The sequence below is a fragment of the Roseimaritima sediminicola genome, assembly GCF_009618275.1.
Classification (GTDB): Bacteria; Planctomycetota; Planctomycetia; order Pirellulales; family Pirellulaceae; genus Roseimaritima; species Roseimaritima sediminicola.
Genome location: NZ_WIAD01000003.1, coordinates 127,463 through 145,966, shown reverse-complemented (window position 1 = coordinate 145,966; position 18,504 = coordinate 127,463). Strand labels below are relative to the sequence as shown.

Annotated in this window: 11 protein-coding genes; 6 read left to right on the top strand and 5 right to left on the bottom strand. The window is 61.2% G+C overall.

The window, feature by feature from the left end:
• Positions 1–4: 4 nt before the first annotated feature.
• Complete coding sequence (locus GE027_RS03330; protein ID WP_153555752.1) at positions 5–901, bottom strand: PP2C family protein-serine/threonine phosphatase; 897 nt, start codon at positions 899–901, stop codon at positions 5–7.
• 233 nt (positions 902–1,134) lie between these two features.
• Between GE027_RS03330 and GE027_RS03325 the strand changes: the two genes are divergently transcribed.
• The 3 genes from GE027_RS03325 (at position 1,135) to GE027_RS03315 (ending at position 5,282) form a co-directional block, all read left to right on the top strand.
• Positions 1,135–2,367 (top strand): response regulator, encoded by a 1,233-nt coding sequence (locus tag GE027_RS03325; protein ID WP_153555751.1) that lies wholly within the window; start codon positions 1,135–1,137, stop codon positions 2,365–2,367.
• Between the two features lie 54 nt (positions 2,368–2,421).
• Entirely contained in the window at positions 2,422–2,640 is a 219-nt protein-coding gene (locus GE027_RS03320; RefSeq protein WP_153555750.1) for a hypothetical protein, read from the top strand.
• 377 nt (positions 2,641–3,017) lie between these two features.
• Positions 3,018–5,282, top strand: a complete 2,265-nt coding sequence (locus tag GE027_RS03315; RefSeq protein ID WP_153555749.1) for a CHASE domain-containing sensor histidine kinase — start codon at positions 3,018–3,020, stop codon at positions 5,280–5,282.
• Between the two features lie 733 nt (positions 5,283–6,015).
• On the opposite strand, the gene GE027_RS03310 is transcribed toward GE027_RS03315, so the two are convergent.
• From GE027_RS03310 to GE027_RS03290, 4 genes are all read right to left on the bottom strand, one after another.
• Positions 6,016–8,478 carry a DKNYY domain-containing protein gene (locus GE027_RS03310; RefSeq protein ID WP_162006553.1) on the bottom strand — a complete coding sequence of 821 codons (2,463 nt, stop codon included), beginning with the start codon at positions 8,476–8,478 and terminating at the stop codon, positions 6,016–6,018.
• Positions 8,479–9,063: 585 nt separating this feature from the next.
• A complete protein-coding gene (locus tag GE027_RS03300; RefSeq protein WP_237607226.1) occupies positions 9,064–9,885 on the bottom strand; it encodes a class I SAM-dependent methyltransferase in 822 nt (273 codons plus the stop codon).
• 162 nt (positions 9,886–10,047) lie between these two features.
• The gene (gene queG, locus GE027_RS03295) at positions 10,048–11,181 is read right to left on the bottom strand and encodes a tRNA epoxyqueuosine(34) reductase QueG (RefSeq protein ID WP_153555746.1); all 1,134 of its coding nucleotides are present in this window, start codon (positions 11,179–11,181) and stop codon (positions 10,048–10,050) included.
• A gap of 133 nt (positions 11,182–11,314) precedes the next feature.
• Positions 11,315–14,755 (bottom strand): aminotransferase class I/II-fold pyridoxal phosphate-dependent enzyme, encoded by a 3,441-nt coding sequence (locus tag GE027_RS03290; protein WP_153555745.1) that lies wholly within the window; start codon positions 14,753–14,755, stop codon positions 11,315–11,317.
• Between the two features lie 176 nt (positions 14,756–14,931).
• On the opposite strand from GE027_RS03290, the gene GE027_RS03285 reads away from it, so the two are divergent.
• From GE027_RS03285 to GE027_RS03275, 3 genes are all read left to right on the top strand, one after another.
• Entirely contained in the window at positions 14,932–16,281 is a 1,350-nt protein-coding gene (locus tag GE027_RS03285) for an asparagine synthase-related protein (RefSeq protein ID WP_153555807.1), read from the top strand.
• The gene (locus GE027_RS03280) at positions 16,275–17,240 is read left to right on the top strand and encodes a Fe-S oxidoreductase (RefSeq protein ID WP_153555744.1); all 966 of its coding nucleotides are present in this window, start codon (positions 16,275–16,277) and stop codon (positions 17,238–17,240) included. The genes GE027_RS03285 and GE027_RS03280 overlap by 7 nt, the downstream gene beginning before the upstream one ends.
• A gap of 138 nt (positions 17,241–17,378) precedes the next feature.
• Positions 17,379–18,473 (top strand): Gfo/Idh/MocA family protein, encoded by a 1,095-nt coding sequence (locus GE027_RS03275; protein ID WP_153555806.1) that lies wholly within the window; start codon positions 17,379–17,381, stop codon positions 18,471–18,473.
• Positions 18,474–18,504 lie beyond the last annotated feature (31 nt).

The window sequence follows — 18,504 nt, the reverse complement described above, 5'->3', positions numbered from 1 at the left end:
CGCGTCACTCAGGCCGGGTGTCAGCCAGCGAGGCGTCCACCGCCCGAACATCCTCGGCGTCCTCCGCTCCCTCCTCTCCGTAGGCGGCGACGATGACCGATATGTTGTCAGTGCCGCCGGCTTGATTCGCCGCTTCGATCAGGCGGTCGACGGTTTTGCCGCTGGAGGCTTCTTCGCGAAGCGCTTCGCTGAGTTGTTTGTCGTCCAGCATGCCGGACAGACCGTCGCTGCACAGCAGCAATTTGTCGCGGGGGGCGAGCACGATCTTGCTGACCTCCGTCTCGACCTGTTCCCGGCTGCCGCCCACGCAATTCCAAAGCACGTGTCGCCACCGCGACGTCGCCGCTTCTTCCGGCGTAATCGCACGGTCCTCCAACAGCTTTTGAGCCAACGTGTGATCGGTCGTCAACTGAACCAGTTGATTGTCGCGAAACAGATAACAGCGGCTGTCCCCGGCATGCACCACGTACAGCCGCGGCCAAACCACATAAGCCATCGTGACGGTGGTGCCCATTTGACGGTCGTGAGGCACCGCTCTGTCGTACAGCGACTGCTGGACCACCGCCAGCGAATCTTCTAATTCGCGTTTGAAGTCGTCTTCGTTAGAGGAAGATAGTTTTAAGAACCAGTTGGTCATGTCCAGGACGTAGCGTGCGCAAGCCCGCACCGCGGTACCGCTGGCCAACGCTCCATCGGCATGTCCACCCATGCCGTCGGCGATGACCATCAAGCGGCCCAGACAGTTTCCGTACAGCTCGTTGCATTTCTCCAGGGGGATGTCCGTCTGGACGACTTCTAATTGGCGATGGAGGTCGGCGATCAGGAAGTGGTCCTGGTTTTCGGCTCGGCGGCGACCGATGTCCGACCGACCAGCGACATCCAAAGTTGGTTGTTTGTCCATCACCGTGGCCTCTCTTCCTTCGGGCGGCAAAATGATTCGCGTTCGTGGTTCCGTATTCTACTGGGTCGAGCAGTCTGCGGTTGAGCGCCGCAGGTTCCCCTACGAACAGAAAACGCCCGTCCACCGTTTTGTGGACGAACGTGTTTGCGCGCCTTGGCCCGGGCTTTGCATACGTAAACGCTCGCGCAGCCCTGCGTACGCGGGCCTCCCCGTTTGGTTACAAAGGTCTGAACATGAATCCTCCCGCGGAAGCCGGTCCCCCGGCCAAAGCAGATCCTCAGGCGGCATCGCTCCGGCCGATCGCCGTGGTCGCCGACGACGTCAAAGCGAATCGGACTCTGGTGGCCAACTGGATCCAGCGTCTGGGATACACTTGCCGAACCGCAGGCGATGGAAAGCAAGCTTGGCAACTGCTCACCGAATACCGTGCGGCTCTGGTGGTCACCGATATCGATATGCCGGTGTACAGTGGCCTGACGCTGCTGCATTCGCTGCGAAACCACGCCTCTCCGGCGCTGCGAAAGTTGCCGGTGATTGTGATGAGCAGCCTGCGGGACGCCGAGATCTACGCCATCGTCGCCCACTTTGGCGGGACCTTTTTCTTGCCCAAGCCCCTGGATCGTGCCGCCTTTGATCGCGCCGTGGCCTCGATCGCCCAGCGACCGGCCGCTGGCAGAACGGCCCCTGATCCGCCGGCTGCGGCGCCTCCGCGACCGGCCGGCGCGCGGGCTGCGACGCGGGTCTCTCCGACGCTGCGGCGTCTGGTTCAACAGGTCCGGCACGAGGGCCCCCTGCTCCGCTGGCCGAGCCCCTGCTCCGCTGGCCGAGCCCCTGCTCCGCTGGCCGAGCCCCTGCTCCGCTGGCCGAGCCCCTGCTCCGCTGGGTGCGAGCGGTTTCAAAGATCTCGGCATCAAATTTGCATTCAACAATGTTTCCCATCGCCCGCGATGTCTTTCGAGCGTCCGTTCAGCTCGGAGGCCGTTGGGCTTTTGCTTTCACCATCCTTTACTGGGACGAACATGGTTACCAAACAAGAATTCAGTGGAAAGTGGAATTCGATCTCCGGTGAGGTCAAGAAGAAGTACGGCGCGATCACCGACGATGATCTCCGCCGGGCCGAGGGCGACCTGAACCAGTTGGCCGGCTTGATCCAGCGTAAAACGGGGCAGTCCCGCGAACAGATCGAAGCTTTCTTTGATGAGTGCTGTGCCGGCGACGCTACGATCACCGACCAAGCGGCGCAGATCGCGGGCGACGCCGGCGAGTCGCTGCGTCAAGGCTACGCTCAAGCCGCCCAACAGGCTCGTCGCGGTTACGATTCGACCGTGCGGACGATCAGCCAGCATCCGCTGGAATCGACCACGGCGGCTCTGGGGTTGGGGCTGGTTGTCGGCATTCTGATGGGATTATCGTTGGGAGCACCGCGACGCCCCGAACCGTCTTGGTACCAGCGGCTCAGCCGCTAAAGCCCCATTGCGTTTTGTTTTCTTCCCCATTTTCCAAGCGAGGTTTGTCCATCCATGTCTACGCAATCGTCCAGCCGCACCGATCGTGCCGAAAATCGTGAAACCAGTTCCGGCAGCAACGAATCGTCCCAGCAGTACTCCCAGCACTACGTCTCCGAACCGGCCAAGGACGTGTTGACTATGTTCCGCGATTACGCGCATGAGAAGCCCGATGTGGCGGCCATGTGGTGTTTCGGCTTGGGGCTGATCGTGGGTTGGAAACTTCGCGGCTAAGCACGTCGGCATGAATCTTTCGGTGAAACCCCGCGACAACACCCTCCCGCGCAGCGGGAGGGTAAAGCCGAATCAAATGTTGCGACGTGCTTAGCCGGTCGCGATCGCGAAGAATTGCCTGCCCGTCGTGGACCAGCCGACCAGTTGTCCGCCGTCCGCGCTCGCGTTTCGCCGCGGTTCAATTTCCTTGCCGTTGTTCGCCGTGGCGTAAGCTTCCCGGTCATCGTCGACCTTTCACGGGCCGGAAGCCTATGCCACGAATTCGCTTTGGCTCCAGGGAATCGGCTTTGCGTGCTGCCACCGGATAAGGCATATTGAGCAGGCTCGGCGTTCCGCGCCGAACGCTTCCGCATCCCTAGTCTGCTCTGCCGAACGCCGTGTCCCCTTCCGAAAACGTTTCCCCGCACGTCGGGACACCGCTCTCAGACCCTTCCTCCTTGGCCACGTCCGAAGGGGATGTCTACTCGACGAGCCGCTTTCATAGCTCGGTTACGGCTTGGGGTATCCTCGGCATCTCCTTGATCGTTACGGCCGTGGCTTGGTACCTGTCGTATCGGTACATGGAAGATCGCGCCCGCGATCGATTCGAGTTTCATACCGGTGAGATCCGCGACGCCGTGGAGCGGCGGATGCTGGAATACGAGCAGGTATTGCGCAGCGGCGTCGGACTCTATGCCTCCTCCCGGAGCGTGTCGCGGGAAGAGTGGCGCACCTTCATCGACAATTCCCGGTTGCAGCAATACTACCCAGGGATACAGGGGATCGGCTTTGCTGCGTTCGTCCGCGACGCGGACAAACAGGACTACGTCCGGCGAGTCCGGGAAGAGGGCTTTCCGGACTTTGAAATCAAACCGCCCGGTCAACGGCCGGTCTATGGCGTTGTGCATCATCTGGAGCCGTTTGATTGGCGCAATCAACGAGCCTTTGGGTACGACATGTATTCCGAACCGGTGCGCCGGGCAGCGATGCAGGAGGCGATTGCCACCGCTCAACCTGCCATCTCGGGGTTGGTAACCCTGGTGCAGGAAACCGAAACCGACGTGCAGCCAGGCTTCCTGGTCTACTTGCCTTTGTTCGACCGAGCGGCCCCCCGCGACACGCTGGCCGAGAAAGCGAAAGCGGTAACCGGATTCGTGTACGCACCCTTTCGAGCTCGCGATCTGTTCGAGGGCACCCTGGGCTCGCCGACCGCGGGAATCGACTTCGAAGTCTACGATGGCGACGTGCTGACCAGCCAGCACCTGCTGTACGACAGCAACCGCCGCCTGCACAACGTCGCCAAGGACCCAACGCCCAAGTTTGCTCGAACGCTCGCGTTGGATTTGCGGGGTCGTACGTGGACCCTGTACTTTGAATCGCAACCGGGTTTCATCAGCCCAACCGAGGCGTCGCTCAGTTTCTTGGTGGCCTGTGTGGGTCTGATCGTCGACGTTCTGTTGTTTTTAGTGATCGGTTCGATCGGTCGGCAAAACCGACGCGCTACCTCACTGGCCAACGCGATGACCCAGGCATATCGGCGGCAGGAACAACAATTCAAGGCGGTATGCGATTCCGCTCACGACCCCATCGTCCTCAGCGACGGCCAGGGCAATTTAATCTACGTCAACCCGGCCGCCGAGCGATCCTTCGGCTATGCGTCCGAGGAACTGTTGGAGCGACCCTATCAGCTCCTGCTCGGCGGCGACGATCTGGACGGTCACGGCGGCTCGAAGGCGAATTCCGAGACGTTGTTCGCCAGCGAGCGAGCGGACAGCCGCGAACGCTGTGGGCGACGCAAGAGCGGCGAAGAATTTCCGGTCGAGGTGACAACTTCACACTGGATCGAGCAGGGGCAAGCCTTTATGGCAATCGTTCTGCGCGACATCTCGGAGCGTAAAGAAAAGGAAGCGTTGATACGGCAAACCGTCGCGGAGCTTCGCCGCAGCAATCGCGATCTGGATGATTTCGCCAATATCGCTTCCCACGACTTGCGTTCGCCCCTGCGAGGCATCGCCCACCTGGCCGATTGGACGCTGGAGGATGCCGGCGACCGTTTGCCGTCGAACTGTCGCGAGCATCTGCTGAAGCTGCAGGACCGGATTGCCTTGATGGACCGATTACTGCGGGACCTACTGGCGTATTCACGAGCCGGCAAGGTGAACGACCGATTGGATCAAGTCGACACCGGCGAGCTGGCCGCGCAGTTGGCGTCGCTGTTGGACCGTCCGGCCGAGTTCACGATCCAAATCGCCGATGACATGCCCACCTTTGAGACGCTCCGTACGCCCCTGGAAACGTGCTTGCGCAATCTGATCGCCAACGCCATCAAGCACCACCACGCGGCGACCGGCCGGGTGACGGTCTCGGCCACGGTCGACGAGTGCTTCGTACATTTTCACGTCGCCGATGATGGGCCGGGAATCGACCCTGCGTTTCACGACCGGATCTTCAAGATCTTTCACACCCTGGCTGCCAAAAACTCGGGCGGAACCGGCAGCGGCGTTGGGCTGGCGATCATCAAAAAGACGGTCGAAACCTACGGCGGATCGATCGAAGTGGAGTCGGCACCCGGCCAGGGAGCGTGTTTCATCCTGCACTGGCCCCGCGTCATCGCCGGCCGCGTCCTGAGTGATCATCGAGAACTGGTCAGCCCCACCGCATAGCTTCTGTGCGGCGTCATTTGACCTCGAACTGATCAAGACCAGAACTCGTGCTAAACCGGCATAGCCGTCGATCAGTGTTCGCTCGCCTACGTTCAGGTATCAAATGCGATCAACAATCGAGAGTATTCGCCGTGACATCGCGCGTCGAGTGAAGTCAACGCGTCGATCACACAGCGAAACTTCCAGGAAAGAGAATCGATGTCAACATTGCGGCGGTCCAACGCTGAGAGTAGGTCACAACGGCCTCTTTTCGCCGTCGCCAACGAGGGGTTTGCGGCGATGCGCTAGCCATGAACGCGTTATGAAGTACACCGTGCCATGTCCCGCCAATGCCATCATGATCGCAGCGGAGAACGATATTACGTCCTTCGTGTAGTCCCAGACGATACAACCCACCATTCCCAGGAGTAGGAGGGATACGAGCGAGGAAAGTAACAGATAGCGAAGTCGAACTTCTGGGCCGACTCTTTGCGCCGAGGTAAAGCACGATGACACGAGCCCGGCAGCGACCATCGCGATCCCCGTTGCAAAGACAAGCCCAGGTTCCGTTGCAAGCAACCCTAGCAGCACGACCGCCGCGCTAGCTAGCGATGCAGTCTGTTCCGCAATAGTTTCGTTTGATGGTCGGGGCATGGCACTAGCGGCTCGCTTGCCGCGTTCTGAGGAGGGGCGGTATCGATTTCTAAGGGTACGCTTGCCCCTCGGCCGCGTTCTCCACGGTGGTCGACGTTCGTCATTCGTGGTGATCGTCCAGTACCGTATCGCTGCCGCGGCGGCTTTCCAGAAGTTGCTCGATCCGTTCAGCAAAATCGACAGACGCCGGGTGACCTCTGAATACAATGTTTCCGTGGTCGTCAATAAGTAAGCTCGTCGGGACGCCGGTCACCACGTAGTCCTGGGCCGCAACGGAGGGGAACCCAATGTCTTCGAGCGAGTGACCCGTTACCGGCGTGTCGACCAGAGTTCGGGTGCCAAGCCATCCGCGAGTGCGCAAACGTCTCTCAGCCGCACCGTGATCATCATCGACACTGATCGTGACGAATTGCACGCGATCTTCCCACCGTTCACTTCGTTCGTTGGCAAGATCGTTAATTCTCTGCATTGCAGGTTGGCAAGGGCCGCACCAAGTCGCCCAGAACTCTACCAGGGTAACTCGGCCTTGAAACTCCACCGCTTCCGGTTGCCCGCTCAGGATGTTCATCGCCCTGATTGGCGGCGCGGCATCTCCTACATCCGGCGCAGCACTCAGCTTCTTCATCTGGGGCGCAATCAAGGATTCTGAATCGTTCATACGATGCGCTCTCACCAGAGACGCCACCCGCTCGGACGGGAACTGCTCGCCCAGAGTGCCATCCGCTCGGACAACGTAACAGCCGACCGGGTTCGCGGCGTCACAGGTTTTGAACTCCGTTACCAACAGATTCTCGGGAAAAAACGGCTGGTCAGTCTCGATCGGCTGATTGACCGCGGAATACTCGATATCGATTGTCTGCCGCGTCTCATGCCTTCCTCGCTGTGCGGAATAGCTCACGCGAGACGGAAGAAAAACACCTCCGGGGAACTCCTTATACGTCTGGACGCTGAGCTGCTGTGAAAAACGTTTGCCATGTCTATTGAGTGCAAAAGTGGTCCCATGGCCCGTGACCAGATACCCTCTCGCCGCGTCAAGTTCAAAAGAAACTCGTGCTCCTTTTGGGATCGCTAGCCTTCCGCGTTGGTTGAAAGCCAACGAACCTGGATGCACGATTTGGATCTGTACGAAATCGCCGCTTTGGTCGAATTCCGGCTGTTCCAGCGACTGCTCACAAAGCTCTCGGAGACTCAAATCGCACTCATTTGCGTATACCCGATACGCCCGCAGCGAACGCCATTGGAAGAGGCGATGAACAGGGCTGTCTTCGCGGTACAGCAGACCGTTAACAGCCGTAATCGACGTGGGCTCACGAAGGTACTCTTCGCGTGAGTACCCCGGCATCCGATGAAATGACGCACCGTCCCACAGATAGTGGTCCGGGACTTCCGCTCCCGGAGCTAGCCGGGTTGATCTCTCGTAACCGGGAGCGATGGAGGTCCGGTAGTGCTCGACGCGGGTCGGATTGTCAGCGTCCTCGTGATACGTTACCGACCAATCTACTTGCAGGGTGCTTGATCGAGCAAGTTGCGCTTCGTGCTTGCGTAGGATCTTATCTAGCGACTCGCTGAGCACGTTCGGAGGGTGGACGCTGGTACCGGGCTTCACGCTTTCCCGTTCTAGGTCATTTTCGTCGTTCTCATGGAACCAGGGCCCGTCCCGTTCGTAGATTTCAGCATCGAAATAGAAGTGGTCCTTGTCGCGTGCGAGTGGGCCGTGAACATTGAGGTACTTTAGACTCGGCGGAAAGAAGTCTAGATATTGCGTCCCCAGAATCTCAAAGGTTTCCGGATCGGCTTCAGGAACAATCTCCGTTTTGTAGTAAACGTGGTACGCGTCTTTGGCGTAGCTCGCAAAACTCAGATCCTGAAACGTCTCGCGATCGGCAGGGTCAAATCGCTCGATACCATAATAGATATTCTTTGCGTCCCGACTCCAGCCTGCGATTGTATTCGGCCGCTTGGTAACTCGATCATTGTGCCAGACATTGGAGACGTACCCGGAAGAGGTTGCTTCGAACGTTGAGGCGTCCGCTGGAACAACGAGGTGCCCGAGATAGGCGTGGTTGTCGTCAACCGAAAAATCACCATGCAGGCGGCGGAACGAATTGGGATCGGCGCCTTCAATTTTGACGGCACGGTAGTAAACGCTGTCTTTGTCGCGGGCAAATCTGCCGGCAAGATCCAGCAGCCGAAACGTAGTCGGGTCGGCGTCAATTCTCCTGATTCCTTCGGTGTCTTCTACGTACACATAGTTCTTGTCCACGCCGTAATACACGCGGCTACCTCGCTCGGGAAATACCTGGTTAAGGGTGCGGAAGGTTGCCGCATCGGCACCTTCGACCGGCGTCAGTACTTTCTTGCGCACCAGACTGCTGGCATGATTGCGTCCTTCGAAGACGACCTGACCGTCCACCACGTGAAAGCCGTAATCAATTCTATCCGACTTAAATGCCCCGCTGAGAACCCGTTCGATGAGCTCTGCCCTCTGCTCTTCGCTGACGGTTTCGTTCGCGACCTCTGACAGTTCGTTCGCGACCTCTGACAGGCCGATCAGCGCGGTCACGCCAGCGGCGGTACATACGACCGATGTTATGAGAAAGGTTCGAATCGTGTTCCGCATTGTTTGCTGCCCCTGGACGCGATTGTGATGGACCGTCACCAAACGGTTGGACGGTAGAAATTACGCGGCGGCGGTGTGAACTGTTGCTTCCGCCCGCACCGAACTTGCCCCTCGGGTGCATTGCTTCTGCAGCGCGGTAGGTAGCGTTCACGACCGCACTCGAGCCCCCCATTGTAATGCCACCGCGGAGGGACGGACAAGCAAGAGTCGCAGAGGAACTCAAATGAACACCGAACTGGAGTTCGAATAATCTGTGTTCATCCGCGTCTATCTGAGGTTGTTCAGAAGGGTGTCGCACCGTGGAGAGGAGCCCCCAAACCAGCACTCACATATCCGCGACGATTCGCGTGATCGGCGGAGCGAAAGGTGACACTGGAGCTACTTTCGGCGGAGCGAAAGGCGACACTGGAGGTACTTTCGGCGGAGCGAAAGGTGACACTGGAGCTACTTTCGGCGGAGCGAAAGGCGACACTGGAGGTACTTTCGGCGGAGCGAAAGGCAACACTGGGAGCTTGAGCTACCGCAGCATTATCGCTGGACGGAGAACGGTTCGGGTTCGATCGCTTCCAATGGGCTGTCGTCGCGGGCGAAGAACATCAGGTGCTGCCAGGGCAGACCGTTGTACTCGCGCACCAATTTAAAACCGTTCTGCTTGTACTCCTTCATGATCTGCGGTTTGGACATCTTGTGCAGCGGTTTGATCGGCACCCGCGGATCCTCCTCGCGGTATTCCAGCAAAGCGACGACGCCTTCGGGTTTCAGTGACCGGCGGATCGACCACAACATCGACTCGGGATGCGAAAACTCGTGGTACACGTCCACCATCAACACCAAGTCGACTTCGCCAGCCGGCAGCTTCGGGTCATCGACGTCACCCAGGATCGGTTCCACGTTTTCGATCTCAAAGCGGTCCGCTCGCTGACGCAGTTTGGTCAGCATTTGCGGCTGGATATCGACGGCCAGGACCCGGCCCTGTGGTCCCACGACCCGCGCCATCATCAGTGTCCAGAAACCGTTCCCGCAGCCCATGTCGCAGGTCGTCATGCCGGCTTGGAGACCGAGCTGCTTCAGCGATTGGTCCGGACGCTCTTCCTCTTGCCGCGTCGGCCGCACCAGCCAACCGGCGCCCAGATGCGACATCGGTTTGGCGATCACGCGGCCCAGATACGACCGCCGCGCCTCCTCGTCGGGCCGCGGCCGTTCGGCCTGCTGCGAGCCTTCCGCGGATCCAGCCAGCGTGTCCGGACTGGGCCCCGGCGGCTGTGCTGACGCGATCGCGGTGGTCATGCCTAGCAAACCGGCAAAGGCGACGGCCGAGCAGATAAAGCGTTTTACACAGACCAGTGGCATCGGGATCGCGCTCGCAGGAAGGATTTTGAGGGAAGGATATTCCAGGGTTCAGCATAACCGGGCCCGGCAGCAGGGTCGACACTTACGCGCGGCGACCGTGGCCGTAGCTGAAGTCGCCAGACTTTGGACCTGCTCGCCGCTACGATCCAATCTCTGGCGAGATCAGCTACAGGAGGATAGTGCCGCATCGATCTCTGCACGAACCGTAGGGTCCTGTTCGATTGCGGAACGCTCGCGCAAAGCGGCCCAGGCGGCTCCCGTAGCAATGTTCCCCAGGGCCCAGGCGGCCGCGCCGCGCACCAGGGGTTCGGAATCGGCCAGCCCTTTGCAAAGGGCGGGAACCGCCGCTGAGGCTTGTTGATTGCCCAGCACGATGGCGGCGTTTCGCAAGATGCCGCGGCGCCGGGTTCGCCACAGCGGCGTCTTGCGAAACCGCGTGCGAAAGGAGTCGTCGTCCAGGTCGAACAACCCCACCAGATCCAGTTGCTGGTCGGGCACCGGCGGCTGCAAGGCCGGGTCGTTTGCGACGCTGCCACGCCGGTTCCAGGGACAGACGTCCTGGCAAACGTCACAGCCAAACACCCAGTCCTGCATCTGGGGACGCAGCTCGCGAGGGATCGGACCGCGATGCTCGATCGTGAGGTAGCTGATGCAGCGGCGGCTGTCCAAGACGCCGGCCGCGACGAAGGCGTCGGTGGGACAGGCGTCCAGACAGCGGGTGCAGGTGCCGCAGTGGTCACTGTGGTGGGCGGGATCGGCGGGAAGATCGACACCGAGCAGCAGGCAAGCCAGAAAGAAGTAGCTGCCCTCTAGCTTGTTCAGCAGCAGCGTGTTCTTGCCCGTCCATCCCAGTCCGGCCAACTGGGCGAATTCGCGTTCCATCAAGGGAGCCGAATCGACGACGCCGCGGACGCCGATCGAGGCATCGCGAGCGGCCAGTTCACGCTTGAGTTGCTTCAGCCGCCGGTGGATCAGGTCGTGATAGTCCGCCGTGCCCCAGGCATACCGTGCCACGCGTCCCTCGAGCGCATCCGCCGGTGGCGGTTCGACCGTGCGGTAGGGAAACCCCAGCATGACCAGCGACCGCGTGCCATCCATCACGCCGTCGGGATGTTGGTAGGCGGAGAGCCGCGCCGGGATGTAATCCATCTCGGCGGCGTAACCGGCCTCGATCCACTCGACCAATCGGTGGTACCCGGTGGGCGTGACCGCGGGAGCGACGCCGAACAGGTGAAACCCCAGCTGCTGGGCACGTTCACGCAGCCAACGCTTCAGTTCCGCGGCGTCGTCCTCCACAACACTAGCGCTCCCGTTTGGACCGTTGCCGACCTCGTAGCCGAAGTCGCCAGACTTTGGACGTCTCGCTCTCCGTAGCTGAAGTCGCCAGACTTTGGACTGGAACCGTGGGCTAGCGCCCTACGGCTGATGGTTACTTGGCGGCCGCTTCGGTTGACCGGCCGATTCCCATTGCGTCGGCGTGCTTGATCACCAGGGCCGCGGTATCGCGCAGTTGCTGTTCGCTGTGCGTGCTGGTGATGAAGAAACGCACCCGCGCGGCGGCTTCTTCCACGGCCGGGTAGAGGATCGGCGGGGCGTTGATGCCGTCGAGCAACAGGCGGTGCGACAACCGCAGGGCGACCAGCGAATTGCCGGTGATCACCGGCACCACGGGCGTGCCACCGCTGAGTCCGGTATCGATCCCCGCGTCTTTGAGCAGGCCGAGGAACAGGGCGGAATTCTCCAGCAACCGCCGGGGTCGCTCCGGTTCTCGCTCCAACACTTCAAAGGCCTTCAGCGAGGCGGCGGCCACCGAGGGACTCATCCCGGTGGCAAAGACAAACGCCGGCGCGGTGTATCGCAGCAGCTCGACCAGTTCCTTGCGGCCGGCGATGTACCCGCCGCAGGAACCGATCGCTTTGCCCAGGGTGCCCATCCAGATATCGACTTCGTTGGGATCGATGCCAAAGTGTTCGGCGACCCCGCGGCCGGTCGCGCCAAGCGTTCCCAGCGAATGGGCTTCGTCGATCATCAACAACGCTTTGTGTCGTTTGCAAACCTCCATTGCCGCCGGCAAGTCGCAGTAGTCGCCGTCCATGCTGTACACGCCTTCGACGACGACCAACACGCGGCGGTACTGCCGCCGGACTTCGCTCAAGACGCGCTCGAGCTCTTCGAAATCGTTGTGCCGGAAGGGGCGACGTCGGGCGCCCGAAAGCATCGCACCCTGGACGATACTGTTGTGCGACAGCGAGTCATGCAGGATCAAATCGCCCGGCGAGACCAGTTGGCCGATCGCCGATTCGTTGGTCCCGTGACCGCTGACAAACGTCAACGAATCCTCCACGCCGCAGAACTCGGCGATCTTCTTTTCCAGTTCCAGGTGCACCGGTTTTTGGCCGGAAACCAGGCGGCTGGCCGAGACGCTGGTGCCGTACTTCTCGATCGCCTCGATGCTGGCGCGGGTCACTTCGGGATCGCCCGACATGCCGATGTAATTAAAACTGGCGTAGCTGATCAGTTCGCGGCCATCGACCACGGTCGTATCGCGGACCACCGACTCGTGCACCGAGAAGTACGGGTTCGGCACGCCGGTCATCAGCACCTGAGCCATGGTCTGCTTCAGCCGCAGGTACTCGGGAAAGCGATCGAATTGATAGGACGCTTCGTCGATCTCGCGCTGCGGGGCGGCCTGGCCCTCGGCCGGTCCGCCTGCCGCCGATTCCGCTTCGCCCGGTCCGCCGTGTTGTTGGGCGCGAGCGATCGCGGCTTGCCCCATGTGACGCTCGATCGCCACGGCGACCTGACCGATGGTTTCGATTTCGTCCAGCACGTCTTCGGGAAACCGGCCGCCGAACGCCTGCTCCAGGGCATGGGCGATCTGCAATCGTTCCAGCGAATCGAGTCCCAGGTCCAGGACGATATTGGTATCCACGTCCAGCTGTTTGGCGCGTTCCTGGGCGACGGCTCGCACGTGTTGCGAAACCACGGCGACGATGTCGGCATTGGGCGGACGGCCATCGATGGTCGCGCCCTCCAGGTTGTTGCCGTTGGCCTGGTCCTGGCCGCTGCCCGCGGTGGCCGCCTGCATCATCGGGCGGTCATCGTGCCAGGCTTCGACTTCCTCTTCCCAGCGCACCCACTTGGCCACGACTTTGAGGGTTTGATCGCGGACGGCGTCGACGCAGGCGTGACGCTGGATCTTGCCGCTGCTGGTCTTGGGAACGCTGCTGTTTCGCACCAGGTACAGCGCGTCCGGAGGCAGTTCGTGCTGGGCGGTGACCGCGCGGCGGATGGCCTGCAGGTGTTTCTCGCGATCCAGATTCCGGCTCCGCACCGTTTCGGCCACGATCACCAAACGCTCGCTGCCCTCGTGTTCCATGGCAAACGCGGCGACGGCTCCGGCCTGAACCGCTTCGCTGGCTTCTTCGACGGTTTTTTCGATGTCCTGCGGATAGCGATTCACACCGCGGATGATGATCAAGTCTTTCAAGCGACCGCTGACAAATAACTGGTCCTCGTGCAGGAAGCCCAAGTCGCCGGTTCGCAGGAACGGTCCCTGCCCATCGCTGGTGCGGGCATCGAAGGTCTCGGCGGTGGCTTCCGGAGCATTCCAGTAGCCTTTGCCCACGCTGGGACCCTGCACCCAGATCTCGCCGATTTTGCCGGGAGGCAGGATTTCGTTGGTCTCGGCGTCGACGATCTCCACCCGTTCGCCCGGGATCACCGCGCCGCAGCCCACCATTTCGCGGGCATCTTCGCGATCCTTGGGAATCGGCGTGGCGGTGCCGGCGTCCAGGTTGTGTCGTTGGAAGGTGCGAGCGAAGGGACGCGTCGCCTGGGGGCCGCCGGTGACGATCAACGTCGTTTCGGCCATCCCGTAACAAGGCAGGAAGGCTTCGCGGCGAAAGCCCACCGGGGCGAATTTTTCGGCAAACGCGTCCAGCGTGCTGGTGCGAATCGGTTCCGCACCGTTGAAGGCGACGAACCACGAGGACAGGTCCAGGCCCTGCAGTTCGTCCTCGCTGATCTTATCCACGCACAACTGGTAGGCAAAATTCGGTCCGCCGCTGATGTGAGCTTGGTAGTGCGAGACCGTCCGCAACCACTTCACCGGGTGCTGCAGGAACGTCATCGGGCTCATCAGGACGTTCATCTTGCCGACAAAGATTGGCTGGAGGACGCCGCCGACCAGCCCCATGTCGTGATAGGTCGGCAACCAGGTCACCCCGCGCGTGGCACCTTCGGGTTCGAAGGCGTAGGTGATCTGTTCGCAGTTGGCGACCAGATTGCGGTGCGAGAGCATCACGCCCTTGGGCGAACCGGTCGAACCAGAGGTGTATTGCAGCAGGGCCACGTCGTCGCCATCGATGGCGACTTGTTGCCACGCCGAGGCATCTCGCGCCAGCGGCTCGTCGGTACCGATCAATTCGATGTCGACCAAGTCCTCGTGACGGTTCTCGCCGCCGAGCTGTTCGGCCACCTTGGCGGTCGAGAGCGCAAAGCGCGCGTCGGCGTCTTTGGCGATCGAGCGGATGCGTCCGGCTTTGCGATTCTTGCGGGGGGGGAACGCCGGTACGGCGATGGCTCCGGCCGCATGGCAGGCGAAGAAACCCACGGCAAAGTCCAGGCCCGGAGGGTACATCAACAGCACTCGCTCGCCGCGCCGCACACCGGTCCGCTGCAGATAGCCGGCCAAGCCCCGGATCTCATCCCACAGTTGACCGTAGGTCAGCGCCGCTTCCTCTCGCTCGCCGTCGCTGAAGTGGAAGGCGTAGTCGTCCGGGTGGATGTCCGTCCAGTGTTTGATGATGTCAAGAAAGTTGGTGCGCGGCGGTCCGCCTTCTGGAAAATAACGCTGCAAATTCACCATCGAGTCAAATATCCAAACGGGTAGGTCCACTTAGGTTGGGACGTTTTGTGGTCGGAATCATGCGGGCGAGCCTTCCCGAATCCGACGACGATAGGCTAGTGTAACCGCTGATAGGTGTTCTGAATAACCTGCCGGAACCGGAATGGCCGGCCTGATCCCGCTGAGGTGTGCCGATGATGCCCCCCCAAAAACCGGTCGAACGTGTGGTCGACCTGCTGGATCCCCGTGGCAATGTTCTGTTGAACATGAGCGACGCCGAAGCCGCCGAGGCGGTGCGGAGCGGCCAAGCCGAACGGATACGCCAGATACAGGGCCAGTTCGCCATCTGCCAACGCGTGGGAAAAACCGTTCGCATGGCCCGTTCGATTGGCCGGCCGATGCGATACTTTCTGGCCAAGCGGACCGCCGGCCCCTGCTTGATCATCGCCGAACGTATCGATGAAATTCATGCCCAACTGGTCGCCGAAGGGCTGCAGGATCAATTCCATCCTTCCTATACGCGGATGGTTCCCGCCCACCACCTGCTGGAACTGCAACTGGTCGGTTGCCCGGATCCCAACCCCCAGCTGAATCGTTTCTTCACGCCGCAGCGCGATCGCCTGCCGGCCGATGTCGACGCCATCGGACACCACTACATCGGGCGCCTGGAAGCGGCCTGCAACGCGTGGCTGGACAAAATCGATGATCGCCAGCCGATCGGGGTGCTGTTCAGCGGCGGGATCGACAGCGGATCGGTGTTGTTGGTCCTGCATCAATTGCTGCTCAAGCGAGGCCAACCGGCTCAGCGTCTGAAAGCCTTTACACTGAACGTGGCGGAACAAAGCAGCGACGTTCGCCAAGCCCAGCAGTTCCTCCGCCAGGTGGATCTCGAGATGCTGCTGGAGGTGATCGATGTTCCGGTCGAAGCGATCAATTACCGCGACGCCATCCGCGTGATCGAGGACTACAAACCGCTGGACGTCCAGTCCGCCACGATGGCTCTGGCAATGTGCCGCGGGATCCGCGAGCGATACCCGGACTGGAAATACCTGATCGATGGCGACGGCGGCGACGAGAACCTGAAAGATTACCCGATCGAAGACAATCCCGAACTGACCATCCGCAGCGTGCTGGGCAATCGCATGCTGTATCAGGAAGGCTGGGGCGTCGATGCGGTCAAGCACTCGCTGGTCTACAGCGGCGGTCAGAGTCGCGGTCACGTGCGAACGTCCGCCCCGGCACGCCGGTTTGGGTTCGAGGGCTTCAGTCCTTACGCCTTGCCCGATGTGATCGAAGCGGCCGAAGCCATTCCCTTTGTCGCCCTGACCGACTGGGACCACCAGCGTCTGTACGAATTAAAAGGCCAGGTGGTCGCGGCCGGCGTGCGTGCGGTTACCGGGCTAGAGATGCCGGTCTTTGAGAAGTGCCGTTTCCAAAGAGGCGCTGTCGATGAAGCCACTTTTGCCGAGCAATTCCCAGAAGACCCGCTCGTCTACCGCGACACCTTTACGGAACTGTTTCTCGATCCCGCCAAGACCGCGTGCTGAGTGACGCTGGCCGCGCTAAGAATACGCTGACCGGCCAAGTGCTGGCGGCTCGCGGTGCGAAACAGCCCGTCACCGCCGAGCGGGCTGGCGCTGTGCTGGTGGAAGAGGAAGCCGACGGCCGGGGCGGTCAGACGCCGACCCTGACGATCCTACTGGCCGCCGCCGAGTGCCCGCTGCGATGCGCCATGTGCGACCTCTGGCAACAGACCCTGCCCGGGGCCACGCCGCCCGGAGCGATCGTCACCCAGATCCGCCAAGCCATCGCCCAGCACTGGCGGCCGCACGCGGACGGCCCCCCGCAAACCGGCGGACCCGCGCAGGCCGGCGGCGGCACGATCAAGCTTTACAACAGCGGCAGTTTCTTCGACCCCCGCAGCATCCCTGTTTCGGATTACGGGGCGATCGCCCGGGCGGTGCGCCGCTTCGATCGCGTGGTCGTCGAGAACCACCCGCGCTTCGGACGCAGCCGGATCGAACGCTTCGCCAGCCAGCTAGCCGGACGCCTGGAGATCGCCGTCGGTCTGGAAACCGTCCAACCCGGCATGCTGCGGCGCTTGAACAAGGGCATGACCCGCGACGATTTCGACGCGTTTGCACGTTACCTCCGGACGCGCGGTATCGATTTGCGCGTGTTCCTGATGCTGCGACCGCCCTGGACTGAGGAAGCCGAAGCGGTGCGGTGGACGGTCTTGTCGGTGCGGCACGCGCTGGCCGCCGGAGCCCGTCATATCACGATCATCCCGGCCCGCTCCGGCAACGGCTGGATGGAACAGCGGCAAGCGGCGGGCGAGTTCTCGCCCCCGCAAACCGGTTCGCTGCTGGAAGCGGTTGGCCGCTCGCAAGACGAAGCGGCCCGCGCCGGGGCCCGCTGCGTCGTTACCGCCGATCTCTGGGATCTGGATCCGCAGCAGGACCCGGCCGCCTACCGGAGCCTGCAGCAGCGAAATCGACGCGGGTGAAATATCTCAATATTAATGCGCAAAATGTCATTGGCAGGGCGGGCTGAAGGGCCATAATGCCTCTCTACGTCGTCGATGCTTCCCTTCCAACTATTGCGATAGTGAGCCCCGCCCGTGAGCAAGACCGTCAACGCCGCCATGATCGGATTGGGATTTGGTGCCGAGTTCATCCCGATCTATCAAGCCCACCCCCAAGCCAATGTCACGGCCATCTGCCGGCGCAATCCCGAAGCATTAAATAAGTCGGGAGACCAGTTCGGGATCGAGAAACGCTACACCAATTACGACGATGTGTTGGCCGATCCGGACATCGATTTCGTCCATATCAACAGCCCGATTCCCGACCACGCCTGGATGTCGCTCAAGGCCCTCGACGCCGGCAAGCACGTGATGTGCACCGTGCCGATGGCCACGACGATCGACGAGTGCCGTCAGATCGTCGACAAGGTCAAACAGACGGGCCTCAAATACATGATGGCCGAAACGGTCGTCTACAGTCGCGAGTACTTGTTTATCAAGGAGCTGTACGAGAAGGGTGAGCTGGGCAAGATCCAGCACCTGGCCGCATCGCATCCGCAGGACATGGACGGTTGGCCCAGTTACTGGGAAGAAATGATCCCGATGCATTACGCGACGCACGTGGTCAGCCCCTGTCTGGGATTGGTCGACGGGTTGGCCGAGTACGTTAGCTGTTTTGGCTCGGGAACGGTTCGCGAGGACATCGCCAAGAAGTCCGGCAACACGTTCGCGGTCGAAACCTGCCACATCAAGATCAAGGACAGCGATCTGACGGCGCACATCTGGCGATTCCTGTACGACGTCGCCCGTCAGTACCGCGAGAGCTTTGACGTGTATGGCACGAAGAAGAGTTTTGAGTGGACGCTGATCGAGAACGAACCGCACGTGCTGCATACGGCCAAGAAACCGGAACCGGAAATCCCGGAGAAGATCGAGGTGCCGGACTTTGCGCATCGGCTGCCCGAGGAGATCCGCCGATTTACTCTGCCGGCCGAAATTCACGATGCCGAGCACCTTTCGTTTGTGCAGGGCGGAGGCCATGGCGGATCGCATCCGCATCTGGTGCATGAGTTCGTTTCGTCGTTGCTGGAAGATCGCGATCCGCTGCCCAATGCGGTGACCAGTGCGAACTGGACCTGTGTCGGGATCTGCGCGCACGAGTCGGCCACCAAGGGCGGCGAGATCGTGCGCTTGCCCGAATTCACGCTGGGTTGATTCCCGCCCACGTTGCAGCCCATTGATGCTC

Excerpts from the sequence above, each read along its gene's own strand:
- GE027_RS03330 (WP_153555752.1), bottom strand. The coding sequence starts at position 901 with ATGGACAAACAACCAACTTTGGATGTCGCTGGTCGGTCGGACATCGGT.
- GE027_RS03325 (WP_153555751.1), top strand. The coding sequence starts at position 1,135 with ATGAATCCTCCCGCGGAAGCCGGTCCCCCGGCCAAAGCAGATCCTCAG.
- GE027_RS03275 (WP_153555806.1), top strand. The coding sequence starts at position 17,379 with ATGATCGGATTGGGATTTGGTGCCGAGTTCATCCCGATCTATCAAGCC.
- GE027_RS03285 (WP_153555807.1), top strand. The coding sequence starts at position 14,932 with ATGCCCCCCCAAAAACCGGTCGAACGTGTGGTCGACCTGCTGGATCCC.
- GE027_RS03300 (WP_237607226.1), bottom strand. The coding sequence starts at position 9,885 with ATGCCACTGGTCTGTGTAAAACGCTTTATCTGCTCGGCCGTCGCCTTT.
- GE027_RS03320 (WP_153555750.1), top strand. The coding sequence starts at position 2,422 with ATGTCTACGCAATCGTCCAGCCGCACCGATCGTGCCGAAAATCGTGAA.
- GE027_RS03290 (WP_153555745.1), bottom strand. The coding sequence starts at position 14,755 with ATGGTGAATTTGCAGCGTTATTTTCCAGAAGGCGGACCGCCGCGCACC.